Genomic DNA, 25953 nt, shown 5'->3' with positions numbered 1-25953 from the left:
CTGTTTGAGCCCGGAAAGCCGTCAAACTCCGCGGCGACCGGCGTCGCGATCGCCGGAACCGGCCAACGCACTAGGGCTTTCGGGCCGTCGGGCCGGGTTGCTCGAACAGCGCGCGGACGTCGTCGCGGGCCAGGACCGTCATCGTCCAGATCCCGATCGGGATGCTCGCCACGAACATGCACGACAACGGCACGATCGCCACGTTCGCGCTGATCACCCCGAAGATCCGCGCCCGCCGCTGCAACAACGCGATACCCCCGGCCAGGATCACCGCGCCCAGGGGCAGGCTCATGACCGCGAACGCGGTGCTGCCCAGCGCGGCCAGCTGCTCCCAGACCCCACGCGCCCGCTCCGGCCCGACCCGCCCGTACGAGAACGGCTCGGCGCAGACCAGGACCAGAGCCGGCAGCAGGTCGAGCAGCCCCAGCGTGATGAGCGCGAGGCTGACCCGGCGAAGGCTGACCTCCGCCGCCGTCGGCGACATCCCGGACACCCGCGTGAACCTAGTCCGTCCCGCCCGCCTCCGCACCGTCGTCGGGTGCTCCGACGCCCGTCCACTGTGCCGTTACGAATTAGTGACAACCACCAAGATCATCTTTAATCCAATTTGGCCCCGTAAATTCCCGGATGCGGCTACGTTCTGGCTCCAACCGCGCACTGACCGCAGTGCTCAACGGTCACCCTGGAGGCGCCCATGCTCCGTCGCCGCTCCTTATCCGTCGCCGTCGTCGCCCTGGTCGGGCTGGCCGTCGGCGCCCAGGCCGCCGGCAACCCGGCCGTGGCCGGTCCGCCGACCCCCGCCCAGGCCGGCGCGGCCGCGTCGAAGAAGCTGACCTCGGCCGTGCACGTCGACGGCGTCCTCGGCCACCTGCGCCAGTTCCAGCGGATCGCCGACGCGAACAACGGCACCCGCGCCTCCGGCACCCCCGGCTTCGACAAGAGCGCCGACTACGTCGCCGGCAAGCTCAAGCGCGCCGGGTACCGGGTCACCCGCCAGAGCTTCGAGTTCCCGTTCTTCCAGGAGCTCTCGCCGTCGAAGTTCTCCCAGGTCAGCCCCACCGCGACGACGTACGTCAACGGGACCGACTTCGCTACGCTCAGCTTCTCGGCCGACGGCAGCGCGCAGGGCACGGTCACCGCGGTCGACGTCAACCTGACGCCGCCGCGCGCCTCGACGAGCGGCTGCGAGGCAGCCGACTTCGCGAGCTTCCCGAAGGGCAACGTCGCGCTCGTGCAGCGCGGCACCTGTGACTTCTCGGTCAAGGTCGCCAACGCGGCAGCGGCCGGCGCGGTCGGCGTCATCGTGTTCAACCAGGGCAACGGCACCGAGGCCGAGAACCCCGACCGCTACGAGCTGTTCGAGGGCAACCTCGGCGGCCCGGTACCGATCCCGGCGATCTCGGTGCCGTACGCGCTCGGCGCCCAGCTCGCCGGCACGTCCAACACCGTCGTCAAGATCGAGACGGACACGCTGTCGGAGACCCGCACCACCCAGAACGTTCTGGCCGAGACCCCCGGCGGTCGCGCGGACAACGTCGTCATGGCGGGCGCGCACCTCGACTCGGTGCCGGAAGGCCCGGGCATCAACGACAACGGCACCGGCAGTGCCGCGCTGCTCGAGATCGCGCTGAAGTACGCGCCGCTGGCCAAGTCGGCGAAGCCGACGAACAAGGTGCGTTTCGCCTGGTGGGGCGCTGAGGAAGGCGGTCTGCTGGGGTCGGAGCACTACGTCGCGAGCCTGACCCCGGCCCAGGTCGCCGACATCGGCCTGTACCTGAACTTCGACATGATCGGCTCGCCGAACTACGTGCTGGCCGTCTACGACGGCGACAACTCCACCGGTACCGGCGCTCCGCCGGCCGGGTCCGGCGCCCTGGAGACGATTTTCCGGACGTATCTGACCAGCCGCGGTCAGAAGGTGATCGACACGGAGTTCGACGGACGCTCGGACTACGGGCCGTTCATCGCCGAGGGCATCGGGATCCCGGCCGGTGGCCTGTTCACCGGGGCCGAGGGCATCAAGACCGCCGACGAGGCGGCCGCGTTCGGTGGCGTCCCGGACGTCGCCTACGACCCGTGCTACCACCAGGCCTGTGACGGCTTCGCCCGGACGGGCGCGGACGCGGCGGCCTACCAGAAGATCATCAAGGCCTACGGGAAGAAGAAGATCGTCGGCAACCTGAACGTGTTCGCGCTCGACCTGAACACCGACGCGATCGCCGACGCGGTGGCGCGGTTGTCGTTCGACACGACCGGCATCAGCGCGCCGGGCGACACCGCCCCGGCGTCCGCGTCGACCGGCGGCGGGGGTCAGCGGGGCCCGATTCCGACCGCCTGAGCCCGGCCCGGTCCCCGGCGCGCTGCGGCGCGCCGGGGACTCGGGTGTCGGTTGCGCTGGGTAAATGCGACTAATCTCCTGGTCTGGGACATAGTGACGTCTTCCGGGGGAGTTGTTCATGGTCGCCCGCTCCCAGCCCCGATCTCTGCGGGTGATGGCCGCAGTCGGAATCGCCGCCCTGATCGGCCTGGCCGCCAACCAGATGAACGCGGCCGCGGACCAGCCGGCGACCGCGGATCGGCCCGCCGCCGATCAGCCGGCGGCCCGGCCCGCGGCTCGGCCGGTCGGGCCGGCCGTTCGGCCGGAGCCCAAGGCTCCTCCTGTCACTGGCGATCGAGGGCTGGCGGCCGGGCGGGCGCTGGCCGCCCAGGTCACCGTCGAGGGCGTGCTCTCGCACCTGCGCGCGTTCCAGAAGATCGCCGACTCGTCCGGCAACACCCGGATGGCCGGCCCGGGCAAGGGCTACCCCCGCAGCATCGACTACGTCGAGGAGCAGCTCCGGGGCGCGGGCTACCGGGTCACCCGCCAGCGCTTCGACTACCCGTACTTCGAGGAGCGCCACCCGACGACGTTCCGCCGCGGCTCCCACACCTACCGCTCGCCGGCCGACTTCCAGATCCTGAGCTTCGCCGGATCCGGCACGGTCGATGCCCCGGTGGTGCCGGTCGACGTCGACCTGACCCCGCCGCGGACCTCGACCAGCGGCTGCGAGGCCGCCGACTTCGCCGGCTTCCCGCGCGGCGCGGTCGCGCTGCTCCAGCGCGGCACCTGCGAGTTCCGCGACAAGGTCCGCAACGCCGCCGCGGCCCACGCGTCCGCCGTCGTCGTCTTCAACCAGGGGAAGGGCACCCCTACGGCCAACAAAGACCAGTTCGACGCCTTCGGCGGGACGCTGCAGTCGCCGGTGGGCATTCCGGCCATCTCCGTGTCGTACGCGGTCGGCGCCGAGCTCGCGAAGTCGGCGCGGGTGAACGTCCAGATAAAGACCGACACGCTGGCGCAGACGCGGACCACCGAGAACCTGACCGCGGAGCTGCCGGCGCACCGCGGCGGCCGGACCGTGCTGGTCGGCGCGCACCTGGACTCGGTCCCGGAGGGGCCGGGGATCAACGACAACGGCAGCGGGAGCGCGGGCGTGCTCGAGGTCGCGCTGCGCTACGCCGAGCAGACGCGACGCAGCGCGCCGCCCAACGACGTGCGTTTCGCCTGGTGGGGGGCGGAGGAGTTCGGGCTGCTGGGGTCGGAGCACTACGTGGCCGGGCTGACGCAGGCGCAGCGGCGCAAGATCGCGCTGTACCTCAACTTCGACATGATCGCGTCGCCGAACTACGAGCTGGGCGTCCTGGACGGGGATGCCTCGGCCCGTCAGGCGGAGGCCGAGGCCGGACCGCCCGGGTCGGCGAGGATCGAGAGGTTCTTCCGGGAGTTCCTGGCGTCCCGCGGCCAGAAGTCGTCGCCGAGTGGCCTGGACGGACGCTCCGACTACGCGGCCTTCGCCGACGCGGGCATCCCGGTCGGCGGGATGGACACCGGCGCGGAGGGCACGAAGTCGGCGGCCGAGGTCGCCAGGTTCGGTGGCGTGCCGGGGGTCGCGTTCGATCCGTGCTACCACCAGGCCTGCGATGCGCTGACGCCGAAGTACCGCGACCGCGCGCACCGGGAGGCGTACCGAAAGCTGCGCAAGGCGTACGGGAGCCGCTTGGTCGGGAACGTGAACGTGGTGCCGCTCGACTTGATCAGCGATGCCATCGCGACGGCGGTCGGCCGGTACGCGTACGACCTGACCGACGTAGAGGGAGTTCCCGCGAGCCCGGCCCCGTAGCCCTGCATAGTGGACAGATCAGGGGGCGAAGGGGGCTGCAGTGTCCGCGGTATTCCTCAGCTACAGCCGGGACGACCGGCCGTACGTCCAGAGGCTGGAGGCGGCCGGCCGCCGTTTCTGACGCTTGGATTGCACCACGAGGACGTCCGCGGGGGAGTGATGCCGAGCGTCGGCTTCGTCGAGGGCTTACCCCGGGCCGCGCCGGCGTTCGACCGGTTGCTCGACCGGCTGGCCGGCTTGGGCAACCCGGAGGACTCACTCGCGGCGCGCCTGGTACGCGCGGAGATCGACAACGCCGCGTTGCTGCTGAGCCAGCTCGAGAACGGGTCGGTCGACTACGACGGCGATGCGAGCGACTGGCTCCTCACGCTCGTGACGGCGGCAGCGGTGCGCATCGATGCGGTGAGCACGCCGGACGCCGACGGCGGTCCAGCCGGGTTCGGCGGCGGCTTCTGGGACACCTCGATCGGACTGCGCTATCTCCGTGAACTCGACACCGCCGCCGACCGAGGCGTCCCCACCCGCCGCCTCTTCGTGCTCGACCATCCACATGCCGACCCAGGCTTCGAACGCATCCGCGACGACCAGCGAACACACCGCGTCGCGAGTTCGAGGAGTTGTGGAGCGTCGCCGAGGCGGCGGGGTTAGAACGACCGGGCGCTGGGGCGCCCCTGGGCGCCGTCGACCACGACGTTGGCACCCGTGATCCACGACGCCCGAGCCGACAGCAGGAACGCGGCCACGTCACCGATCTCCTCAGGCCGCCCGAGCCGTCCGAACGGGAACTCGTTGGCCCGGAAGCTCTCGAACACCTCGGGATCCCGCGCCTTGAACCGCTCCCACGTACCCCCTTCGAACATGATCGACCCGGGGCTGATCGCGTTCACCCGGATGTTCAACGGAGCCAACTCCAGCGCCAGCGTCGCCGCGAGATGGATCTCCCCGGCCTTGGCCGCCGAGTACGCCGTCCGAGGCGCGGGCTTCGTCCCGTTCACCGAGGCCACGAACAACACCGACCCCCCACCGGCCCGCTCGAGATGGGGGAGCGCGGCCTTCGTGGCCGCGGCCGCGTGGCCGGCGTTGAGCGCGTACGTGTCGACGAAGTCCTCGATGGAGCTCGTCCGCAGGTTGCCCGGCCCGACCGTACCGCCGGCATTCGCCACGACCCGATCGAGCCCGCCGAGCGCCTCCGCGACCTCGTCGACAGCGGCCGTGAGCGCGCCCGCGTCGCTCACGTCGGCGACCACCGTGACGACCGGACGGCCGTGGCGCCCGACCTTCTCGGCCGCGTCGGCCAGACCGTCCGGGCCCCGGGCGATCAGCCCCACCCAGGCGCCTTCGGCGGCGAGGGAGTCGGCGATCGCCAACCCCAGTCCGCGGCTCCCACCGGTGACGACCGCGCGTGCGCCGTCGAGCCCCAAGTCCATCCTGACCTCCTGATCCGCTCTTACCGTACTGAGGGGGCCGGCCATTTGTGCCGTTCGGGGTGCGGTACGCCGCTACTCTGTGCGCATGGCGATCGCCGAGGAGCTCATCGCGGGGGTCGTGTCCAGCGTGCTCGCCGTGCTGCTGGTGGAGATCTACCTGGCGGTGCGCCGGAGGTATCGAAAGCGCGCGTTACGGTGGCTCATCGGCACGGAAACCGCGTCCGTGGTGACGCCGGTCTACCCCTGGGCCGGTCAAGGCCATCCGTCCGGACTTCTCACGACGTACGACGCGATCGGCCTCGCCCACGTCCTCGAGGCCTGCAACCGCCTGGGGACGGTCCCGGTCATCACCCGGAGTGGCGAGTCGACCGAGAATTCGCCGCTCGACGTGATCGCGATCGGTGGCCCGTCGGGCAACCAGGTCAGCGCGACGTTCCTCAAGGCGTACTGCCCCGGCTTCGAGGTGCTGACCGACCCCGACACCGGACGGTTGTCGTACCGCTGCGGCGGCCGGACCTTCGACCGGACGGACGACGAGACGTTCGCGTTCATCGCGAGGCTGTCGCCCAGGGACACCGGGCTGCCCGGGACAGCGCTCATCGTGTGGGGCCACTCCGCGGTGGCGACCGCCGCGGCCGGGTACTTCGTCGCGCGCTATCCGGACGTGCTGAGGAAGGTCGGCAAGGGCTCGTTCTTCGTGGCGATCTCGGTGCGGTACGTGCTGGGATACCGGTCGTTCGATACCCGTCCGATCGATCTGACGGATGCGGCGTTCGCGGCGCCGCTGGCGCCCAAGCCGGTGTCGGCGCCCCCGGCGCGGTCGGAGGACTCGTCCGAGGACGAGCCGCGCCCGAGGCGCTTCGGACGCGCGCGTCGCGCTGCGTCCTCCCCCGCGGAACGGGTGCCGGTCCCGGTCTCCGGCGCGGGTACGACGGTGGTGGGCGGTAGGTCGAGGGTGGCCCAGGCCTTGGACGACGTCCGAGCGTCGACGCCCTCGTCTGCGTCTTCCGTGGCGGACGCGCCCGCGCCGGTCGGCTCGTCGGCGTCGTCCGCGCGAGGGTCGGCGTCGGTCGAGGCCGTCACCGAGCCGCGCGCGGCTGTCACGCGCCCAACGGCCGCGTCCGCGCCGGTCCCCGCCGAGGGCACCCCGACGACCATCGAGCCGACGTCGGAGCAGCAACCGTCCGACGGCGAAGACCCGGAACCCGAGGCGAAGCCGACCAGACGCGGCCGCTCGTCGAAGTAGGGGACCCACGCTGAGTGTCGGCCACCGGACAGTCCGGAGGGGTGTGCCCCGGCGGCCCGGGAGTGGACGCTAATGTGCCGTGGTCGGGGGCGGTAGCTCAGTCGGTTAGAGCAGGGGACTCATAATCCCTTGGTCGTGGGTTCGAGCCCCACCCGCCCCACCAAGCGCACCGCCTACTTTGGCGACCCGACGGGCATCTGCACTCGTCGAACACGCAACGGCCATCAGGTCACCGGGGGAACTGACGTATTAATTCACATCGGCATTATCGAATCGGATACTCGGCCATGTAGTTCCGATCGCCTCCGTTGGCTCAACTTCATGCCTAATGTGGATCCATGGTATCGGGCGGGCATAGGCAGGCGCGAGTCGCATACGCGCGCATATTTCCGGACGAGCGGCGAGACCTGTTCACCGCCGAGATCGAGGATTTACCCGCCTTTTGGAGAACTACGATCGACGAGGTTGTCGGCCGAGGCGAGCCGTTCGTTTACCGGAACAAGGGGTGGCGACTGGCGATGGTGGACAAGTCAGAGAGTCTGATCAAGGGACAGCTCGGCTACGAGTCCAGAGACCGTTGGAAGCAATACCGTGACAGCAGGTTCCGCGATTCGGAGCGTCCTGCTGGCGAATCATGCAACTTCGTGCTTGATCTCGATCGCCTACTGGTGGTTTTTCACGCGCGGGCCTCGGATATCACCGAGGCGACCTTCGTCGGAGTTCTGGCGGATGCCTTGCGATCGGTCGGTGGGCTACGTTGGGAAGTGTCGCTGTTGAGCGAAGCTGAAGAGTTCGATTCATGGGTGAGCGGGCTGGACGCGGTGAATGGTATGCGTTTGAATTTCAGCCCTGCCCATATAGGCGTCGCGGGTCCAGAAGTGAAGCGAATTGTGAACGACCTTGGGGCTGCAACTCTCATAATTCGAGAGCCTGAACGTCAACAAGGGCTCAATTGTGCACATCCGTTGATCGTCCAAGCTATTGACTATATTGAGAGGGGAGGAGGAAGTATTCGGGCTTTCGGGAGAAAGACGGTTGGCGAGCAGTTGGTGTTCACCACGTGGGAAGGTCGCGAGACGGCCCGCAAGATGGCAAGGATGCTGCCAATTGAAGGAGACGTCGACCTGCCGTTCGAGTCGTTGATAAATGAGCTCAAACAGATCGCACTTTAGTTAGCACCGAGTGTTCCCACTGCCGCGACAGGCGATAGAGCTGGGTGTCTGCGCTATCCTCGTCACCGTGCAGCGAGATACGCCGATCCGGCCCTATGAACCGATGACTCTTGTCCGGCTCGGTCAAGGGCTGTCGGCCGCTGATGACTCGGAGCGGTGGCGTTGGGTCGCGGAGTTCCTGGAGGAGCACCGGTGGGAGCCGGCTGAGGTCCGTCCTCGCCTGCTGGGAGAAGAGCCCACTGCAACCGGCGATGCGCACTGGGACGTGTTCCTAGCTGCCCTGGCCGAGCATCTGGCCGCGAAGGATGGGCGTAGAGCGCCAGCCTGGGCGGAAGGGCGGTCGCTGCGGACGTTCTGGTTTCCGTTCAACACCCGCGCCGCCAGGGTGGACGCTGTGGTGCATGCGCCGGCGGCGTTCCGACGCCGAGGAGTCTTCGTCGCTGCTCAAGAGCTTGAAGTCGCGTGAGCAGCGGCGATTCGTTTCTCGATAGGGCGTCGATCGAGGATGCATTCCGGCGCCCAGGAGATCGGCTTGCGCGCCGCGGGGTGATCGCGGATCTGTACATCTTCGGCGGAGCAGCGATGGCGCTGGCCTACGACGCGCGCCGATCGACCCGCGACATCGGTGCTGTGTTCCAACCGCACGGCGTGGTTCTGGATGAGGCACGGGCAGTGGCGGACGAGCTCGGCTTGCTCAATGGTGGCTGAACGAGCAAGCGAGCAGCTACGTCGCACCGGGCGGAGACCCTGACGCGGCGAGGGTCTTTGACCACCCCGGGTTGAGAGTGGCTGCCGCGTCGCCGGAGCACCTTCTGGCAATGAAGGTGCTCGCGGCCAGGCGCCGGGATATTGATGACATCCGCTTCCTCGTCAAGCACCTCGACCTGACTGACATCGAGCAGGTGCTGGCAGTGTGCACCGAGGTGTTCCCCGACGAGGAAGTTCCGCCGAGGGCTCACCGAATTCTTGAGGACGTCTTCGGCGACGAGTAGGCGAATCGACTCGCCGCCGTTCCAGTCGATGTGGATTACAGCCTGGCGTTCAGCAAAGTATTCGAAGCTCTACGGTATGGGCCGACCTGCGCCTTCGCTTGCCTGCGCAGCGCTACACCCTCAAGTCCTCATAATCCCTTGGTCGTGGGTTCGAGCCCCACCCGCCCCACCCCGCAGAGTGACGAACCGCGTGACGTGCTCTGATGCTGCGCTTCGGCGATAGCCCACGTGGTCGACGTCGATCATGGATTGAGTGGAGCCGGTCTTTGTGCAGGTCAATGGGCGCGCGCTGGTTCGATCCCCAAGCGGTCGACCGAGTTCTGGGTGACCCGCAGTAACAATTTTGGCGGCCGGGTGGCAGGCAGCGTTGCTCCGGGATAGGCCCCGTCGTCGGCCGTTGGCGGTTCGCGTTGGAAGTGTAGGAGATAGTCGGCCGGCGGGGGCGGCGTTCACCATCGCTCTGGCGTAGAACTGCGTCGCGGACAGGTCGGTGGTGGCGGCCTTCGCGTTCAAGATCCGGCTTCCGTCCGGTCTCGATTGACTAGGGCTACGCGGGTGGCCGTCGTCCGCGGTGCGTGAGCGCACTACTTTGCCGACGAGAGCGCGATAGCGGTGGGACGTAATAGCCCGTTTAGAGGCCTTCGACTAAGGATGAATCGGAATGCCGAAGGCCGATACCTCGCCTGCAAACCTCACGAAGAGTCCCCATAGTAGAAGGAATAGCACGAGCAGGAATGCGCCCCATCTTTCTCGCCGCGCCACGTCCCCACGAAAGTCACTTCTCTGCCAGAAACTTGCTATCAAGGACGCCACGAAAAAGAACGCAACGGAGCTAAGGGTTAACCACCCCACTCGGAGTGGCCCGATCCCGTACATGCCGAACGTACCTTCAACCAAACCAAACAGTGCAGTGAGAATTATTGTAGCCGCAGCGAAGTTGCTCAAGGTGTGCACATTAGATTGAAGCACTGCGGCCGCCGGAGCTTCCCTCATGGCGAGAACGATGACGCAGGCGCTTGACACGGCCAATACAGCCACCACCGCAGTGGTGACAGAAATTGTGAGCGAACGAAGTGTCCCATTGACAAGATATCCTTGAGTTGCGTACGCCCACGGTATTACCAGGTAGGCTGACGACAGGGCGCTAAGCGCGCCGACGAAGGGAAGCCATGGGCGTCCTTCTCGTAGCACGGTCCATGCTAGCCTGAAACCGGAATGGATTGAATCCGCGATTGTGAGTGCTGTCCGCGCAACGGAGCGCCATAACGCTTCCACGAATTTTGCTGTTAGTCCTAGCGGGCCCATCGCGAAATCTCGACGCGGCCTTGATGCCACGATACCTGGAGAACCGTACCTCACAGTTCCCAGTGCACCGCGAGAGATGCCGGTGATAAATAGAACTACCAATAGCCCGCCAGCGGTAACCGTCAATTTGAGGTCGACAAGCGCGCGGAACCAGGACGGAAATTCATATAGCAGGCCTAGGTGACCTAGAAGAGCTAAAGTGCCCGTAACTGGTGCAATCAAGAGTGCTGTCGCAACCGCGGGGGCGGCTACTGGCGACGGTCCGATAGTATTCGAGTGGGAGCTCCGTAAACTTGGAAAGGCTAAGCGGGACTCGATCCAGCAGCCGAGTGACCAGAACGCCGAGAATGCAAGCAATAGCCCACTGAGGATAAGGCGTCGATTTGCTAGGGCAAAGTGATCAAGGTCGGCTGCTAATCCAGCAAGAAACCAGGTCGTCGTTGCAGTCGGAAGCAGGCCGGGAATATTGCGAAGGGGTAGAAGTAGGAGGCAGCTTAGTACTGCGTTGGCTAAAACAATTAGTGGCAATGGTCCGAATTTGAGCGCTGTCGCGAGAAGCGCTAGCGGGGGAAGCGATGCCGCACCGAACCCAAGGATCGTTCTTGCTCTCGGGGAAAGACGGGGTCCGGGTTCATTGCCGGGCAGAAACAACGTATGAGATTCGCACAAGATATCAAAAAGATACGGTTGGCAAGACAGTCCAGGACCGTGAACAACTACATTCTTCCAGTCTTCGACAACTTCTGCCGTCGCCTTGGGCATCGCATCCCCCACCGCAGCGTGCTCTGCCAACTCTTGCATCCGCCCCAGGGCGTAAGTGTATTGGAAAATGTGGAGGGAGTCGATCATCGTCATCGAGTCCGAACGGGTACGCCATCTTTCAGGTTCGAATGTCCGGTCGTGCGGCTTCCGGTGCCCATTCAGCTCATCGGCGGTCAGCCGTCTGTCAACCCACGTTAGGCGGGGTTGCGACTGGATATCCAATTCGCCCGAACCACCGCACCCGCGATCATGCCGATGACGCCTACGTTCGACTCGCTACATCCGCACATGCCGCGTTCAGTGCGGTGAGAACTTGGACGATGCCGTCTGGCCACCGTCGTGGGTATTCGGGGGTGTCAGTCTCGGGGCAACTCGGATCGTTCGGCCCAGGCCCGGTACTCCTCCCACGTCCACCCCAGGTACTCATGCATCGCCATCGCGCCCCCGGCGCCGTGGTGCCAGGCGTCTATGCGGGCGTCGATCTCCTCGTTGGTCAGGGCTTTACCTCGGTCGGCGCCGTCGTCCGGGGCCGGGTGGGTGCGGTGACCGGGTAGCGCGGCGCCGCACCACGGGCAGTGCCAGATCTCAATCCAACTAGACGCTGAGCCGTCCGGGCCCGTACGCACCGGCAGCCCGTAGCGCCCGTCGTCCAGCCGCACGACGACGTGGTGGGCGCAGTCCCATGGAGACGGGTGTTGGTCGCAGGTCTGGGCGAGTTGCCGGGCCAGCATCGGGCACGAGTGGTCGTCGATCTGGTCACTCACGCCGCCATCGTGCCACCGCGCTCGGACTCAAGGCCGCGGGCGGCGTGGCCGTCGCGAGCGTGGCACGCGGTCGGCCGGTGGCGTGCCGGCCGTTTCGTCTCGACTAACTCTCATCAGCGCAGCGAGCGTCGTGAACGGTCAGTCCAGCGCAGCCTCGTCGTCGATGTCGTCGGCCGCGAACTCGACCGACGACACCGCCATCGATAGCCGGTGATATCGAGGATTCTGGTTACTCTTCGGTTCGCATGTGCGGTTCCGGATCTCCCGTAGCTCATCGGCGATCTGTCGAAGGCGCACCGCGTCGGGGTCGGTCATGGCGGCGACCGTAGCCCGAAGCCGGTTAGCGGTGTCATGTTTTCGACGAGTCGCTGTCTCGGTCGGGCGTGCACTCTCGTAGCCGCATAGCGGCCGTACGCTCATCATCGTGCCGGCCGGCCGTGTGTCGACGTGGAACGGCCCGGAGCGAATTTGCTCCGGGCCTTTTGGCGGGCTGGTGGGGTCAGTTGCAGTAGCTGTAGTCCCAGCAGTCGTTGTGGTGACGGCGCTTGTGGTGGCGACGGCGCGGGCGGCAGTCGTAGTCGTACGAGTAGTTGTCGTTGCAGTAGTCGTACGAGTTGTCGTAGCAGCCGCTCATGTCGTCCAGCCTCCGGAGAGTTTCGCGGGGAAGGTGTTTCCCCGTCCTGGAACCAGATTCGCGCGGAACGGCGCACCGTTCGATCGGCGGCGTGACGCCGGGAATGTTCGCCTCACAACAGTCGACCTGCGTGGTCTCGAGCGGCCGTGCGACGCACCGCCGCGCTCTCGTGCCGCTGCTACCGCTCTGGTCTGTCCGTCGGCTGGTGTTGACGGGGCAGCGTGCGGCTACTGCTGGCAGCTATGGTCGGTGCTCGTCTGCGCCGATCGGCTGAGGAGTGGTGGATTGTGGCCCATCGTCGGGGCGGGCGGTTGCCGGAGGTACGGCTGTGCGCTCCGCAGTTCGTTCCGATGACGCAGGACCAGTACGCGAGGGCGGTGGATGTGCTGGCGGTGTTGATCCGGCAGTACTTCGCCGCGCGTCCGGCGGCCGATTCGAGGGTCGCCGGGATCCACGGCGAGTTCCGGTCTAAATGATCCGCGCGGCGCGCGGCGGCGCCCGTCTGGATTCTGCTCACGGTAGTCGTGAGCTGAGCAAACGCACCGGCAGCGGGGTGCCGGGTAGTAGCACGGGCCGTTTGCACATTGCCACCACCGGCCCACCCCGCAGAGCGACGAGCCGTCTGACGTGCTCAAACGCCGCAGTTCCGCCCATCGCCAGATCGTCACAACGGGTCACCCCGATCCGTGGACGACCGCTTGGGGATCGAACCCCTGCGCGTGCTTATGAGCTGTGCAAAGACCAGCCCCATCTGATCCGTAATTGACGGCGGCTGGCGCGCAGGCGGGTCTTGCTCTCCAGTCCGGCCACGCCGTCGGCGGATGACGAAGTCTATCCAATTGGCCGACTCCCGCGTCGTGCCCGCCCTGGTCGACGCGTGGGGGCTGGCGCGCCCCGCATCGCCCTCGCGAGGGGTCAGACCGTCACCGACACGCTCAACCGGCTCCCGGCGCTGGAATCCGGCCTCGGCCTGCGCCCCGTGGTGCTAGGTGTCGAAGCCGACCCGGTGCGCGCCGATCACATCCTGATCCGCGGCCCCCACGCCGAATCCATCCCCTGGCGCGGGTCGCCCGCCCGCAGCATCGCCGAACCGATCGGACTCGGAATTTACGAAGACGCCGGCCCCGTCCGCGTCACCTTGCTCCGGAAGCACGGCCTAATCGGTGGCGTGGTCGGTTCCGGCAGGAGTGGAGTTCTGAACGTCGTCTTAGCCGCGCTCACCAGGTGCCGAGACGTCGTGCTCTGGGGCATCTATCTCAAGGGCGGCATGTAACTCCAGCCCTGGACGCACTGCCTCGACCGACTGGCGACGAAGCCGCCGGATTGCTGGCCGACCCCGTCCGAGTTTGGGACGCCCGAACTCTCGACCTGGCCGCCTCAACGACATGCACGCCGAGTGGAACGTAGCCGGGACAACCCAACGAAGCGGTGAACCTGCCCCGCGAGAGGGCCGGTCTGACCCGTCTCGCGGGCTCTCTCGGAGCGACCTACTGCGGTTCGAGCAACTTGCGCTCCTCGACGTTCTGCTCGCCGAGGTGCGTGAGCACGTACCGGTCGCCGTTAAGGTGGATGAGGTCCTTACCGTCGAGCGTGCTGAGCGTGCGCTTGAGGTTTGCGCGCATTTCGGCACGCGCCCAAGAGTGAAGTTCGGCGAAGGTAGCACCATCTGTACCGCGCCAGTAGAGCAGGACAAGCAGGTGGTCGGAGGCCTTCAACTGCTTGAGCACTCGGGGGAAGCCGTCGAAGACTTGTATCAGCGGCACGTCCTTCGACACCAAGTCCACGATTATTCCGTGCGCTTCGGTGGCCGACACGTTGTGATAGAGCCTCACCAGTTCAGCGAGCACCCACTCCATATTCCGGACGACCATCGTTGCGTCCTGCTGGTTCGGGTCAATGCCGTCACCGAGGTGCGCCACGTCCCGCTTATTCCGGACGTCGTAGATGAGGCGCAATGTGCGCGGAATGTGGAAGCGCACGCTTTCTGGCGCTGCCGTGGCCTGTTCCAACTTGCCCATCAGGGTCGGAACCTTAGGCAGGTCGCGCCCGAGCGGCGTGTACTGCTGAGTCGTCGACCATTCGAGGATGCGGAACACGGCCTCCGAGAATCGAGCACCCTCGATCTCGGAGGGTCGCAGGTCATCGCGGTAGAACCGCCGCTTGGCTTCGGCGAACGCCTCCAGCAGTTCCTTCACCAATTCGGCAGGGATGCCCGCCGCGACGAAGCCCTGCCGGGTGCGAACGTCGAGCGAGGTCACGACTCGCCTAGCAGGCTGTCTACTAGCGCAGGGAACGCAGCGATGCCAGCGGCCTTCGCCCGGATGCGGCGGTTGGCGCCGTTGCCGGTGATCAGATAGCCGTTTAGCGCCTTGACCTGCGACGAGAAGTTCGCCGAGTCGTAGCATTTGAGCCGTTGAGCCTCTGCCCGCACGAGTTCCAGCGAGGTCTCGTCCTCGTCCAACCCAAAGCCGCGGACGATGGTGAGGATCTGTGCAATCGCCCGAGTCTTGTCCGCGTTGCTCTTACCCAACCTTATGCCGGGGATGCTCACCTTCAGGACTCCGCCGTCCAGGTGCACGAGTTCATCCACCCTCCCGCGCGGCACGTTAGTGTGCTGTGCGACCTTGTCGAGCAGGATGCTCTCGTCCTCAACTATCTTCGATGTATCGCCGATAGAACCCCCGCTGCCCGCCATACCACCGCCGGGCGAACCAGACTTCTCCGTCTGGCCAGACACCTGCGAAGCTGCGGTGGCAGGGGCAGCAGCCCCAATCGGGGCAGGGGCGAGCAGTCGCACCGCTTCGCGGAAAGCAATCTCGTGAATCTTGTCGGGCAGACCGGCGTTCTCGACAGCACTCCACGCCTTCTTCAGCGTCTCGCTGACCTCCATGCAGTGCTCCTAACACTGGTGGGATCCCTAGCGTACTAGCCGAGACGGGCCATTTCATAAAGGTCCGTCATGTCGAATTTCAATTTATGCCAGCGCGGATAAAGGTGCCGTTCCAGGTCTAATGTAAATATGCATTTCAGAGGTTCTTTCGGGTGCTATGGAGGGATTGTCAATTTGGTGCACCATGATGGGTCTCTGACTTCCCTGACCATGTATGAGGAAGAACCGTCCGTCAATTGGTGAATCTATCGGCAAAGTGGGAGAGTGGGGCACATCTGATGCGGCATGTCTCTACCTGCTCATGACGTCCATGTCCTTGCAGCTCCCGCCTGGGAGCCCTAGGGCAGCGTCTGACTGCTGCTGGCGGCTACGGTCGGTGTGCTCGACCGGGCCGGCCGGCTGGGGAGTGGTGGTTGTGGTTCATCGTCGTGGCGGGCGGCTGCCGGAGGTGCGGTTGTGCGCTCCGCAGTTCGTTCCGATGACGCAGGAGCAGTACCAGAGGGCGGTGGATGTGCTGGCGGTGTTGATCCGGCAGTACCTCGCCGCGCATCCGGCGGACGATTCTCAGATGGCAGGGAGCCAGGGCGCGTTTCGGTCCGAATGAACCGTACGACGCGCTGTAGCATGCTTGGATCGGGGTTCAGAGCTCCCGTGAACTGCGCAAACGCACCGGCAGCGGGGTGCCTGGTAGTAGGACGGGCCGGTTTGCACATTGCCCCCACCGGCCCACTATTCAACTGTGTGCGAAACCGGTGAGCCGACCCTGGTCAGTCCTCGGTTGTCATTCGCCCGTTCTCTGGTAATTGGTCCCCGTCCCCGTCCCCGTCCCCGTCCCCGTCGCCGTTCTGCTTGACGCACCGGGAACGGTATGCGGGCCAGGCCGCAGTGCCCGGTGCGTACGCGGGTCTCCTTGCCGCGTGGGCTGACCGTAGAGTGCGGCGGCATGCGGATGGTCTTCACGCGTGCGCCGGAGGACGTCTTCTATCCAGCCCGGGATCGATTGGTCGCGGAGTTCGGGCGTTGGGCCGGCCGGCGCCGAGCGTCGGCTGATCCGTTCGTGGTCGAGGTGATGGTCGAGTACCGGTGGTCAGAGGGCGACGGGCTGCTCGGCCGCTGGCAGCCGGAAGATCTCCGCCTGCTGCTGTGCGAATGGTTCCCGCGTGCGGTCACGATGCGCGCTGACGAGTGGGCGACGGTCCTACCGACGGTGCGGGGATTCATCGATTTCTTGTACGAGCGCGGCCTCGCGGATGCCCGTGGTGCGGACCCGGAAGTTCTGCATGCCGCGCTCGATGCGCTGGTGGACGAGTTCGACCGGGCGATGGCTGATCCGGCTCGGTACGGACCGGCGAAATTCTGGTCGCTGCGAATGCTCGACACCGGCGTCGACCCGGGTGACCCGACAGCCGCTCAGCGTTTCATCGACGACGTACGCGCGGGCCGTGTCGAGGTGGACGAGGCAACGCTCGCGCAGGTCATGGCCGGTCATCTCGAGCGGTTGGACGCCGAGCCGCCCCCGCCGCTGCCGGTGGTGGCACTCCTGCCGGACGACGAACTGCGTGCCGCAGCTACGAAGTCACGGATGCTGAACCGTCTCGTCGACTTCGTCGAGTGGGTCGGCGACGGGCGTACCTTGACGGCTACCGGTCGCCTCCGCCTGGCCGATGCCCGCGAGGTGATCGGCATACTTGACCTGGCTGACGTGGTCGACCCGCAGATCGGGCACCGAAGGTTCAAGACGACGAGCAGCGAAGAACTGTACGAAACATCACTCGTGCTGGCTTGGGCCCGAGCCGCGCGAATCGTGCGGATCGCCAAAGGGCGTTTGTTGCCGGTGAAGAGCACGCGCAAGGTGCTCCAGGATCCAGTGGCGCTGAGCTCTCGCGCGTTCGACGCGTTCTTCGGCATGGGCGAGGTGGTTTGCGGTGCAGACTGGACCGGATCGACGGTGCGCTGGCATTTCGACGAGGTGACCTTCGGCCTAGTGATGGGTCTGTACCTGGCGCAGGAATCGGTACCGGTGGCCGATTTGCAGGAGATCGCTGCTGGAATCGTTGCTGCCGCAGAGCTGATCGACGTCGCAGAGCGGGACACCCCGTGGCGGCAGGCGTCCGATCACGACGTCCGGCGCGCGCTGGAGGCGCTGGCAATGTTCGGTGTGGTCGAGCTCGACACGGACCAGGCGGTGTTGACGCCGTTGGGCACAGCGCTCATGGCGGCACACCTCCGGGGCGAGGGCGTCGAAGTGCCGACCGTGGAGAGTCTCCGGGACGAAACCGCCGAGGTGGTGATCGCCGCCGCGGCCGATGGCTCGCCGCCGGTCCGGGATGCCCTGGCTGCTGTCTGGCTGGAAGGCCGGCCAGGGGCAGCTGGCGATCTCCGGGCGCTGGCGGCGAGGACCGACGACACCGCTCACCGGAAGCTGGCCACGGAATGGGCGCGTATGGCAAGCCGTCATCACCTTCGGCGCGTCTGACGGAAGCGGCGGTCCGTCCCTGGGCGGCGATGACGGCCGGCGGCGCAGCGGTCCAAGCGATGTCGACGCCGCTGGGTAGCCGGTTCTCCGCGGAGGTGGACTTCGCCGAAGACGAGGTCGCCGCCGACGATGTCGTCGACGATCAGCGGGGTTGTCGGGTCACCATGGCTCGCGTTCGAGGTCGTCGGGCGAGCAGGGGTGTCGGCGGCCCGCCTGACAACTCCTCCGAGATGATGCACTCACCTGCCGTTCTGACCCGACCTGGCCCCGGTCGAAATGGGTGCCGTCAATAGACTCGATCGATCGCCCCGGGCAACGAAAACATGAGCCGATCCAATCGTGGCACCGTCTCGCTGAGCGATTGTTCCTGCAGTACCACGGCGTCGACTTCGTGCTGGTCGAGCGGCGGGACGGCGCCTCGGTGCTGCCCCGCTCGCGCGGGGTCCACTCCCGCACCGTCGAGATGTTCCGGCAGGTGGGGGTCGAGGAGCAGGTGCAGCGGGCCGCGGCCTCCGCGCTCGCGCGCGGCGCCTTCGGCGGCGCCCAGCACGGCACGACCGTGCTCGACTCCGAAGCGTCGGACCTCCGCGGCCTCGCCGGCTGCCTCGGTGGGGACGACAGCACTACCTGCTGGCCGCCGACGGCGCCGGAAGCCCGGTGGGGGAGGGTGCCGACCCCGGACAACGCGGCCGACCGGGCCCGTCAGCTCGACGCCGGTGCGATCACGCGCGTTCCGCACGACTGGCTGGACCACGACGGACGTCAGGTCTCCACCCTCGACCTCTGCGGGCCGGGCTTCACGGTCCTGGCCCACGCGGACGGGTCGGCGTGGCGGGCGGCCGCGGCCGCCGCGCGCTCCGACCAGGGGCTGTGCCCGGCCACGCTGACCAGCGTGCTCCGCCGGATCACCGGTCAGGCGCCGAACGACCGGACGTAGGCCAGGGCGGCGGTCAGCGAGGCGCGCATCGGGTCGGCGGTGCGCAGCGTCTGGCTCAGCAGGCTGCCACCCTGCAGTGCGGTGAGCAGGGCGAGCGAGAGCTCGTCGAGGTCGGCTTCCGGACGCAGATCGCCGCGCTCGCGCATCGCTCCCAGGCCGTCGTGCAGCAGGGACTGCCAGCGCCCGAACGCGTTGCAGAGGTCCTCGCGGGTCTGCTCGTCGGTGGGGCCCAGTTCGCCGGCCAGTGTCGTCAGCGAGCACTCGCCGCGGCCGCCGTGGTGTTCCTGGTTCTCGATCGCGGCGTCGGCCCAGGCCTGGAGGGCGTCGAAGCTGTCGAGGGCGCCCATCACCGGCTGCCCGGGGACGAGCGGCGCCTCGGCCTGGCGGGTGATGACCGCCCTGATCAGCGCCTGTTTGCTGTCGAAGTAGTGGTACAGCTGCGAGCCGCCGACGCCCGCCGCCTTGCGCACGTCCTCGGTGCTGGTGCCGGCCACGCCGTGCTGGGCGATGAGTTCGGTGGCCGCGTCGAGGATGCGTTCCCTGGTCGCCTGCCCTTTGCGCGTCAGTGCCACGCCCCCAGCGTAGCTCGACTGGGTTGCGCAACCCAAAATCTCGGACTAGAAAGTGGGTTCATCAACCCAGAATGGAGTCGAGATGTCGGACCTGGCAGGAAAACTGGCGCTGGTGACCGGAGCGACCGCAGGCATCGGCCGCGCCGTCGCCGTACGGCTCGCGGAGAACGGAGCAGAGGTCGTGGTGCACGGCCGGGACCCGGAGCGGGGGGCCGAGGTCGTCGCCGGCATCGCGCGGCGGGGCGGCCGGGCCCGGTTCGTGGCCGCCGACCTGGCCGACGCGGCCGACACCGCGCGGCTGGCGGTCGAGGCCGGGGAGGTGGACATCCTGGTGAACAATGCCGGGATCTACGAGTTCGCCCCGACCGCCGACACGAGTGTGGAGAGCGTCGACCGGCACCTGGCGATCAACACCCGGGCGCCGTTCATGCTGGTCGCGGCGCTGGCGCCGGGCATGGTCAAGCGCGGGTCCGGCGTGATCGTGAACGTCAGCTCGACCGCGGCGACCGCGGTGGCGCCGATCGGGGCCGCGTACGGCGCGTCGAAGGCCGCGCTGGAGACGCTGACCCGCTACTGGGCCACCGAGTTCGGCGGGGCCGGCGTCCGGGTCAACGGTGTCTCCTCGGGGCCGGTCCGCACGTCGGGCACCGAGCCGCTGCTCGCCGCCTTCCCCGACGCGCTGGACCAGACGAACGCACGCGGCCGGATCGGCGACCCGGAGGAGATCGCGGACGTCGTCCTGTTCCTGGTGGGGGACCGGAGCAGCTACGTGAACGGCACGGTCATGGCCGTCCACGGCGGAGAACGCAGCCTCCTGCCCGGCTGACCGCGCCGGTCCGGCGGCCGTCCCTGGCCCTGGTTACTGTTCCGGGTCGGGTTTCCGGTCATCGTCGGCTTCGACCCGGAGAACGCCCGGGACGGCCACCATCTCGACGTCGCCCGGCTGGAGGTCGTTGGCGCCGGCGGGCAATACGTCGTCCTGAGTCGTCGCCTTCAAGGACGGGACTGCGCTCATCACGCCCAAGCCGACCGCGGCAACGGCGGCGAGCACGGCGGGAACGAGGAAGACGTGGTCGAGCCCCAGCGGGTCGACCCCCAGGCCTCCGGCGAGCCCGCCGAGCGCGGTGCTGACCGGCTCGGCGCTGATGAAGATGGCCGAGGCCGTCGCGACGGCGGCGGGCAGCAGACGCTGGGCGACGAGGATGCCGAGGCCGCCGAAGCTGCCCCACAGGCACCCCATGAGGGCCTGTCCGACGAACAGCCCGACGGCGTTGTGGCTGAGCGCGAAGCAGAGCGCTCCGGCGACGGCGAGCGCGGACGTGAGCGTGAGTAACCGGAGCGCACCGAACCGGCGGGCCAGCGCCATCGCCGGGGGGATGACGAGCACCTCGACCATCGGCTGGGTGCCCATGATCGCCCCCGACAGGCCCGACGAGAAGTGCAGGTCGCGGCTCATGTGCAGGGGCAGGTAGGCGAATTTGATCGTGTCGCCGGCGTACACGACGACGGTCAGCGCGGTGAACAGGATCAGCGGGAGCATCGGGCCTCGCGCGGCCAACCGGTGCGTCTCGTGGTGCGGGGCGACGCGCGCCCGCTGCCTGCCCAGCGGCAGCATCTGGGCGAGCAGGCACAGCGCGGTCGCGAAGAGCATGACCCGGACGCCGGTCCAGGCCGCGAGCAGCGAACCGAGCACCGGCCCCACCACCCAGCCCGCGACCAGCGCGATCCGGACGATCCCGATCACGCCGTCGAGCCCCGGCACCGGCTTGTCCTGCACCGCCGCGAAAAGCTGCGACGTGGCCGCCCCGGCGAAGCCCAGCACCAGCGTGTTGACGACGATCGGCACCCACAGCTGGGTCGAGACCGCGATGACGGCCCAGCCGACGAACCCCAGCACCGAGCACAGCCGGAACAGTCCGAGCCGGTCGCCGATCCGGTCGGAGCGGGCACCGATGAGGTAGCCGGCCAGCGGCGCGGTGAGGTTGGTCAGCGCGAACAGGCCGGCCGTCGAGAGCGAGGCGTGCAGGTCGTCGACCAGAAACAGCGACATCTGGGGAGCCGCCGCCGAGTAACCGATGCCGGCCAGGAACAGGGCGATCGTCGCGCCCCGATAGAGCGGATTCCGCAGGACGAGGTGGAACGCGGGCGGCGCGTCGGTGAGTGCTGTCATCGCTCGTCGGACTATACGTATAGATCGGCCGACGCTCAACAGCCGCAGGACTCCCGGATCACCAGGTGGGTGGGCTCGACGACCCGGTGGTGGACGCCGTTGACCGGCCCGTCCAGGACGAGGTCGACGGCGATCCGGGCCATCGTCGCGATCGGTTGCTGAACGGCGGTCAGCGGCGGAGCGGTGAACCGGGAGTCGACGGTTCCGTCGAACGACACGATCGCGACGTCGTCGGGCACGCGCAGCCCGAGCTCCCAGAGCGCCCGGAGACAGCCGACCGCCTGCATGTCGCTGCACACGAACACCGACCGCGGCCGGTCGGGCGAGCCGAACATCCGCCGGGCGGCGTCGTAGCCGCCCTGCCGGGTGGAGGCGTCGCGCTCGATCGGCCCGAGCGGCGCCTCGCGCACCTGACGCCAACCCTCTTCCCGTAGGTCGATGCCCCGATGCGCGATCAGCCCCACGGTGTCGTAGCCGTGGGAGAGCAGGTGCTCGACGCCGTCGATCGCGCCCTGGCGGGCGTCGACGCCGATGCTCGTCACGCCCGGGGCATCGGAGAACACGTTGAGGAGCACGGTCGGGATGTCGGCGACGCCGTCGATCGCCGGGTCGATCATCTCGACGCAGGTGACCAGCAGACCCTCGACCTGACGTCCGGACAGGCTCTGGATGTGCTGCTGCTCGAGCGTGACGTCGCCCCCGCTGCTGGCCGTGATCAGGTCGTAGCCCCGCGCGTTGGCGCAGTCACTGACCGCGACGGCCAGGTCGGCCCAGATCGAGTTGTCGAACTCCGGCAGCACGAGCCCGAGGAGCTTCGACGACCCGGTGCGCAGCGCGGCCGCGCTGGCGTTCGGCCGGTAACCGAGGACGCGGATCGCTTCGCGCACCCGCGCGGCGGTCTCGGGCGAGACCGGACGGGGCCCATTGTGGACGACGTAGCTGACGACGGCGCCGCTCACGCCCGCGTAGCGAGCGACGTCCGCCTGGGTGGCGGCACGCTTACCGGGCTGCTGGCGACCCACGCTCACACGGTACCGATCCGCGGGTCGATCGGCGTGCCTGGGCCGGATCGGCCCTGGATCGGGGTGGACGGCGGGCGGATGATCGCGCCATGAGTCAGCTCTACCTCGCGCAACCCGAACAACAGCAGCAGCTCGAATGGCTCGACGGCGGCACGCTCGGCATTTTGCTCGACGGCCGGGCGACCGACGGCCAGCTGATGGTCGGCCGCTTCGACGTCGCCGAAGGGGAGGCGCCCCCGTATCACAAGCACACCCGGGAGGACGAGGTCTTCCTGCTGATCAAGGGCACGGCGCTGGTCTGGTACGACGACCAGGAGTACGAGCTCGCCGAGGGCGGGATCGTCTTCCTGCCCAGGAACGTGCCGCACGCGTACCGCATCACGTCGAAGAAGGCCGACCTGTTGATGATCAACACGCCGGCCGGCATCGAAGGGATGTTCCGGGAGGCCGGGCGCGACAAGGCGACACCGCGTCCGGAGGGGTTCACGATCACGCCGGACCCGGCGGCCGCGGAGCGGTACGGCAGCGTCATCGTGGGGCCGCCGCGCTGAGCCGCGCCTGCCGCTCGCCTCGGTTCAGCCACCACAGCAGGACCACGACGACGAGGGCCCAGACCGTCAGGTCGTAGCGGCCGCCGAGCCCGACGGCGGCCGCGACGAGCGCGGTCTGCACGAGCACGCCGGTGACGCCGGGCAGGGCGGAACCGGGGGAGAGGCGCGGCACCAGCCAGGCGCCCAGGGCTACGGGGAACAACGCCGCCACCAGCCCCGCCGGCCAGGGCGCGGGCAGGTGCGGCACCGTGTACACCAGGACGAAGTGGGCGCCAGAGCAGGCGAAGGCCAGCAGACCCGCGAGGCGCGGCCCCGGTTCGGCCCTCGGCCGCGGCCGGGGGCCGCGCCGGGGTAGGACGAACGCGGCGACGACCAGCAGCCCGAACAGCAGGGCGGGCGCGATGACCGGGCCGCGCACGTAGTCCTCCGCGGTGACCACCGGCACCGACGCGAAGGCGAGCAGCGGAACCACCAGCCACTTCCCGGGCACCCACGGTTCTTTCCGGTGCGCCGGGAACAGCCGCTCGACGATCACGATCGACGCGCCGATGCTCACGACCACGTGGAACACCGTCAAATGCGCGGCGATCAGCAGGTTCGTGCCGCCGACCCGTGAGTACCCGCCGATGCCGACCTTCTCGGCGTACCCGGGGTCGAACCAGTACCCGTCGACCAGGGCCTCCTCGTACACCGCGTAGGCCGCCGCCAGCAGGATCAGCCCCCGGCCGTAGCGGCGGGACAGCTCGCGGACGAGCAACGCACCGCACCCGTAGAGCGGCACCAGCACGACCGGTCCCCACAGCAGCACGTCGAGCGGCGGCGTCGCGGTGGAGAGCGATTCGCCCAGCAGGGGCGCGAGGACCAGGATCGTCAGACTCGGCCGGAAGACCATGGGTCCAGCACAGCGAGCGCGCGGCGCCGGGGCAGCGGCCGAGAGACCGTGCCCCATCGACCAAAGTCGACCGCGTCATCCCCGGAAACCCACAACTGGCGCGCTGCACGTCCGGCTCGACGGCGCGCCGCACGTGCTGACCGACGAGATCGGCCTCCGCCTCCTCGATCCGGACGACCGCCCTTCTCGTCGCGACGGCGGCCTCCTGATCAGGCCAGCGCCAGGACCAGGCCGACGACGACGAGCACGGCGGCCGTGAGGCCGTGGATGGTCAGCGCCGTCGAGAGCTTCCCGCCGTTCCGGACCACGATGACGGCGTCGCCGATCGGCGTGAGAGCCGCGGCCACCAGCGTCCAGCCGAGCGCGTTGCGCCCGGCGGCGGCCCAGACCACGAGCGGCACCACGCCCGACGTGATGTCGCGGACGCCCTTGGCCGCGCTCATCGCGCGAAGGCTGTCCGCGGCGACGCCGAAGTCCGTCATCGCCCGCGCGGGCGTCAGCAGGAACCGCAGTCCGATGACGACGATGGCGACGCAGGCGGTGATGCCGATCACTAAGGCAGCGATGGTCATGACGGTGCTCCGTTGTCTAACAGTGTTATTTAACGGTGCTAGGCTACACCTATGTCTCCGCGACCAGCTCCAGACCTGAACCTGCGGCGCGATCAGGTCATCCGGGCCGCCCGCGAAGTCGCCGAGTCGGCCGGCTGGGCGGCCGTCACGATGCGTCGCCTCGCCGGCGACCTCGGCGTCACCCAGCCGGTGCTCTACTCGGCCTTCGCGAGCCGGCAGGCGCTCATCGACGCGGTGGCGCAGCAGGGTTTCGGTGATCTCGCGGACGCGCTGGCCGCGGCGGATGCGTCGCTCCGGGCGCGGATGCGCGCCTACCTCGACTTCGCGGCCGCGCACCCGCGCGTCTACGACGCGATGTTCTCGATGCCGACCGGGCTGCCGTTCGCGGTCGACGACACCCCCGCGCCGCTCCGGCGGGCGTTCGCCGGGATGCGCGCGGTGCTCCCGGACGACACCCGGGCCGAGGTCGCCTGGTCACTCCTGCACGGTCTGGCGACGCTCGAGGCCGGCGGTCGCCTGGCCCCCGGCCAGGTGCAGGCCCGTTTCGAACTGGCCTTGGACATGCTGACGGGGTGATCAGAGCTGGTGCTTCGGGCACCAGTACGTCGTGCGGCCGCCGACCGCGCCGTGGACCAGGGGCGTGTGGTCGCGCGGGCACTGGCCGCCGGGCCGGCGCTCGGGCACCAGCGGCAGCGTGTGCACCCCGCCGTTGCGCAGCGCCTCCTCGATCGTCGTGTGCAGCGCGCGGTAGAGCCGTCGGCGTTCGGGGTCGGTGATCGCGTCGACCGGCCGGGCCGGGTTCAGCTTGGCCCGCCAGAGGATCTCGTCCGCCAGCAGGTTTCCGACGCCCGCGAGGGCGTGCTGGTCGAGCAGGCGCGCCTTGATCGGCGCCCGGCCGGTCAAGGCCCGCGCGAACTGCGCGCCGGTCATCGTCGCGGCGTCCGGACCGAGGTCGTCGAGCCGCGGGTCGAGGCGGACGCGGCCGAGCCGGCGCGGGTCGAGCAGGCGGAGGACGCCGCCGTCGGCGAACGTGAGCGCGAACCGGGAGAACCGGTAGTCACCGGGTGCGCGGCCGTACTCCCAATGGTCGCCGCCGTCGACCTCGTGGCCGTCCGCGTCGGCGATCACGATCTTGCCGGACATGCCCAGGTGGAGGCCGAGCACCGGACCGGTCGCGGTGTCGCACCACATCGTCTTGCCCCGGCGGTGCGCGGCGATGAGCTCGGTGCCGACCAGCGCGTCGCGGATCTGGCCCGGTGGGTGCGGGCGGCACACGTAGCTGTCGGTGTCGTCGACGGCCACGATCGTCCGCTTCAGGGCCGATCTCTCGATGACGCTTCGGGCCGATTCGACCTCGGGCAGCTCAGGCACGCTTCGGCAGCTTAGCCGCGCTGCCTCGCTGCCGCGCC

General features: G+C 68.3%; 28 protein-coding genes and 1 tRNA gene. 16 read left to right on the top strand and 13 right to left on the bottom strand.

The annotated features are described in order from the left end of the window. Nucleotides 1-70 precede the first annotated feature (70 nt). Nucleotides 71-493 carry a hypothetical protein gene (locus tag FL583_RS35320; protein WP_142709247.1) on the bottom strand — a complete coding sequence of 141 codons (423 nt, stop codon included), beginning with the start codon at nt 491-493 and terminating at the stop codon, nt 71-73. Between the two features lie 201 nt (nt 494-694). Here FL583_RS35320 and FL583_RS35315 point away from each other — a divergent pair, with 201 nt between their 5' ends. The 3 genes from FL583_RS35315 to FL583_RS35305 all read left to right on the top strand — a co-directional run bounded on the left by FL583_RS35315 (nt 695) and on the right by FL583_RS35305 (nt 4808). After that, nucleotides 695-2338, top strand: coding sequence for a M28 family peptidase (locus FL583_RS35315; RefSeq protein ID WP_205752743.1), 1644 nt, complete (start codon nt 695-697; stop codon nt 2336-2338). A 118-nt stretch (nt 2339-2456) separates the two neighbouring features. Further along, the gene (locus FL583_RS35310) at nt 2457-4160 is read left to right on the top strand and encodes a M28 family peptidase (protein ID WP_142709246.1); all 1704 of its coding nucleotides are present in this window, start codon (nt 2457-2459) and stop codon (nt 4158-4160) included. Nucleotides 4161-4319: 159 nt separating this feature from the next. After that, nucleotides 4320-4808, top strand: a complete 489-nt coding sequence (locus FL583_RS35305) for a hypothetical protein (protein WP_142709245.1) — start codon at nt 4320-4322, stop codon at nt 4806-4808. On the opposite strand, the gene FL583_RS35300 is transcribed toward FL583_RS35305, so the two are convergent. Beyond that, the gene (locus FL583_RS35300; protein WP_142709244.1) at nt 4805-5587 is read right to left on the bottom strand and encodes an SDR family NAD(P)-dependent oxidoreductase; all 783 of its coding nucleotides are present in this window, start codon (nt 5585-5587) and stop codon (nt 4805-4807) included. The genes FL583_RS35305 and FL583_RS35300 overlap by 4 nt on opposite strands. A gap of 85 nt (nt 5588-5672) precedes the next feature. Here FL583_RS35300 and FL583_RS35295 point away from each other — a divergent pair, with 85 nt between their 5' ends. The 6 genes from FL583_RS35295 to FL583_RS40570 all read left to right on the top strand — a co-directional run bounded on the left by FL583_RS35295 (nt 5673) and on the right by FL583_RS40570 (nt 8997). Continuing rightward, on the top strand, nt 5673-6833 hold the full coding sequence (locus FL583_RS35295; RefSeq protein WP_142709243.1) for a hypothetical protein: 1161 nt from the start codon (nt 5673-5675) through the stop codon (nt 6831-6833). 86 nt (nt 6834-6919) lie between these two features. Beyond that, a tRNA-Ile gene (locus FL583_RS35290) sits at nt 6920-6996 on the top strand. A gap of 175 nt (nt 6997-7171) precedes the next feature. Then, the gene (locus tag FL583_RS35285) at nt 7172-8005 is read left to right on the top strand and encodes a hypothetical protein (protein ID WP_142709242.1); all 834 of its coding nucleotides are present in this window, start codon (nt 7172-7174) and stop codon (nt 8003-8005) included. Nucleotides 8006-8072: 67 nt separating this feature from the next. After that, nucleotides 8073-8471, top strand: coding sequence for a hypothetical protein (locus FL583_RS35280; protein WP_142709241.1), 399 nt, complete (start codon nt 8073-8075; stop codon nt 8469-8471). Then, nucleotides 8468-8713: a hypothetical protein gene (locus FL583_RS35275; protein ID WP_142709240.1), complete on the top strand. Its 246-nt coding sequence runs from the start codon at nt 8468-8470 to the stop codon at nt 8711-8713. Before FL583_RS35280 ends, FL583_RS35275 begins: the two co-directional genes overlap by 4 nt. A 110-nt stretch (nt 8714-8823) precedes the next feature. Beyond that, nucleotides 8824-8997 (top strand): hypothetical protein, encoded by a 174-nt coding sequence (locus FL583_RS40570; RefSeq protein WP_170324036.1) that lies wholly within the window; start codon nt 8824-8826, stop codon nt 8995-8997. Between the two features lie 2423 nt (nt 8998-11420). Here the strand turns inward: FL583_RS40570 and FL583_RS35270 are convergent. From FL583_RS35270 to FL583_RS42640, 3 genes are all read right to left on the bottom strand, one after another. Continuing rightward, nucleotides 11421-11828, bottom strand: coding sequence for a DUF6980 family protein (locus FL583_RS35270; RefSeq protein ID WP_142709239.1), 408 nt, complete (start codon nt 11826-11828; stop codon nt 11421-11423). A 138-nt stretch (nt 11829-11966) separates the two neighbouring features. After that, nucleotides 11967-12143, bottom strand: coding sequence for a hypothetical protein (locus tag FL583_RS40565; protein ID WP_170324035.1), 177 nt, complete (start codon nt 12141-12143; stop codon nt 11967-11969). A 184-nt stretch (nt 12144-12327) separates the two neighbouring features. Then, nucleotides 12328-12462 (bottom strand): hypothetical protein, encoded by a 135-nt coding sequence (locus tag FL583_RS42640; RefSeq protein WP_276611559.1) that lies wholly within the window; start codon nt 12460-12462, stop codon nt 12328-12330. 350 nt (nt 12463-12812) lie between these two features. Here FL583_RS42640 and FL583_RS42635 point away from each other — a divergent pair, with 350 nt between their 5' ends. After that, complete coding sequence (locus FL583_RS42635; protein ID WP_276611665.1) at nt 12813-12938, top strand: hypothetical protein; 126 nt, start codon at nt 12813-12815, stop codon at nt 12936-12938. Between the two features lie 401 nt (nt 12939-13339). After that, a complete protein-coding gene (locus FL583_RS35260; RefSeq protein WP_142709237.1) occupies nt 13340-13735 on the top strand; it encodes a hypothetical protein in 396 nt (131 codons plus the stop codon). A 214-nt stretch (nt 13736-13949) separates the two neighbouring features. Here the strand turns inward: FL583_RS35260 and FL583_RS35255 are convergent, their stop codons facing one another. Further along, nucleotides 13950-14720: a hypothetical protein gene (locus tag FL583_RS35255; protein WP_142709236.1), complete on the bottom strand. Its 771-nt coding sequence runs from the start codon at nt 14718-14720 to the stop codon at nt 13950-13952. Beyond that, nucleotides 14717-15352: a hypothetical protein gene (locus tag FL583_RS35250; protein WP_142709235.1), complete on the bottom strand. Its 636-nt coding sequence runs from the start codon at nt 15350-15352 to the stop codon at nt 14717-14719. Before FL583_RS35250 ends, FL583_RS35255 begins: the two co-directional genes overlap by 4 nt. 943 nt (nt 15353-16295) lie before the next feature. On the opposite strand from FL583_RS35250, the gene FL583_RS35245 reads away from it, so the two are divergent. Together FL583_RS35245 and FL583_RS41280 are read left to right on the top strand one after the other, a co-directional pair. Further along, nucleotides 16296-17828 (top strand): hypothetical protein, encoded by a 1533-nt coding sequence (locus FL583_RS35245; RefSeq protein WP_142709234.1) that lies wholly within the window; start codon nt 16296-16298, stop codon nt 17826-17828. Between the two features lie 361 nt (nt 17829-18189). Continuing rightward, the gene (locus tag FL583_RS41280) at nt 18190-18765 is read left to right on the top strand and encodes an FAD-dependent monooxygenase (protein ID WP_205752742.1); all 576 of its coding nucleotides are present in this window, start codon (nt 18190-18192) and stop codon (nt 18763-18765) included. Here FL583_RS41280 and FL583_RS35235 read toward each other — a convergent pair. Then, on the bottom strand, nt 18741-19337 hold the full coding sequence (locus FL583_RS35235; RefSeq protein WP_142709233.1) for a TetR/AcrR family transcriptional regulator: 597 nt from the start codon (nt 19335-19337) through the stop codon (nt 18741-18743). The two genes, FL583_RS41280 and FL583_RS35235, sit on opposite strands and share 25 nt — an antisense overlap. 82 nt (nt 19338-19419) lie before the next feature. Between FL583_RS35235 and FL583_RS35230 the strand changes: the two genes are divergently transcribed. Beyond that, the gene (locus tag FL583_RS35230) at nt 19420-20163 is read left to right on the top strand and encodes an SDR family NAD(P)-dependent oxidoreductase (protein WP_142709232.1); all 744 of its coding nucleotides are present in this window, start codon (nt 19420-19422) and stop codon (nt 20161-20163) included. 33 nt (nt 20164-20196) lie between these two features. Here FL583_RS35230 and FL583_RS35225 read toward each other — a convergent pair whose 3' ends face one another. Then, entirely contained in the window at nt 20197-21507 is a 1311-nt protein-coding gene (locus FL583_RS35225; protein WP_142709231.1) for an MFS transporter, read from the bottom strand. Nucleotides 21508-21542: 35 nt separating this feature from the next. Continuing rightward, entirely contained in the window at nt 21543-22529 is a 987-nt protein-coding gene (locus FL583_RS35220; protein WP_205752741.1) for a LacI family DNA-binding transcriptional regulator, read from the bottom strand. Between the two features lie 89 nt (nt 22530-22618). Here FL583_RS35220 and FL583_RS35215 point away from each other — a divergent pair, with 89 nt between their 5' ends. After that, nucleotides 22619-23080, top strand: coding sequence for a cupin domain-containing protein (locus FL583_RS35215; protein WP_142709229.1), 462 nt, complete (start codon nt 22619-22621; stop codon nt 23078-23080). Here the strand turns inward: FL583_RS35215 and FL583_RS35210 are convergent. Together FL583_RS35210 and FL583_RS35200 are read right to left on the bottom strand one after the other, a co-directional pair. Then, nucleotides 23058-23972 (bottom strand): hypothetical protein, encoded by a 915-nt coding sequence (locus FL583_RS35210; RefSeq protein WP_142709228.1) that lies wholly within the window; start codon nt 23970-23972, stop codon nt 23058-23060. The two genes, FL583_RS35215 and FL583_RS35210, sit on opposite strands and share 23 nt — an antisense overlap. Nucleotides 23973-24181: 209 nt before the next feature. Further along, the gene (locus tag FL583_RS35200) at nt 24182-24544 is read right to left on the bottom strand and encodes a DUF4267 domain-containing protein (protein WP_142709226.1); all 363 of its coding nucleotides are present in this window, start codon (nt 24542-24544) and stop codon (nt 24182-24184) included. 51 nt (nt 24545-24595) lie between these two features. Between FL583_RS35200 and FL583_RS35195 the strand changes: the two genes are divergently transcribed. Next, the gene (locus tag FL583_RS35195) at nt 24596-25120 is read left to right on the top strand and encodes a TetR/AcrR family transcriptional regulator (protein WP_142709225.1); all 525 of its coding nucleotides are present in this window, start codon (nt 24596-24598) and stop codon (nt 25118-25120) included. Here FL583_RS35195 and FL583_RS35190 read toward each other — a convergent pair whose 3' ends face one another. Further along, a complete protein-coding gene (locus FL583_RS35190) occupies nt 25121-25915 on the bottom strand; it encodes an Fpg/Nei family DNA glycosylase (RefSeq protein WP_142709224.1) in 795 nt (264 codons plus the stop codon). Nucleotides 25916-25953: the final 38 nt, after the last annotated feature.

Source organism: Cryptosporangium phraense, from assembly GCF_006912135.1.
GTDB classification, from domain to species: domain Bacteria; phylum Actinomycetota; class Actinomycetes; order Mycobacteriales; family Cryptosporangiaceae; genus Cryptosporangium; species Cryptosporangium phraense.
This window is presented reverse-complemented; position numbering and strand designations above follow the sequence as displayed.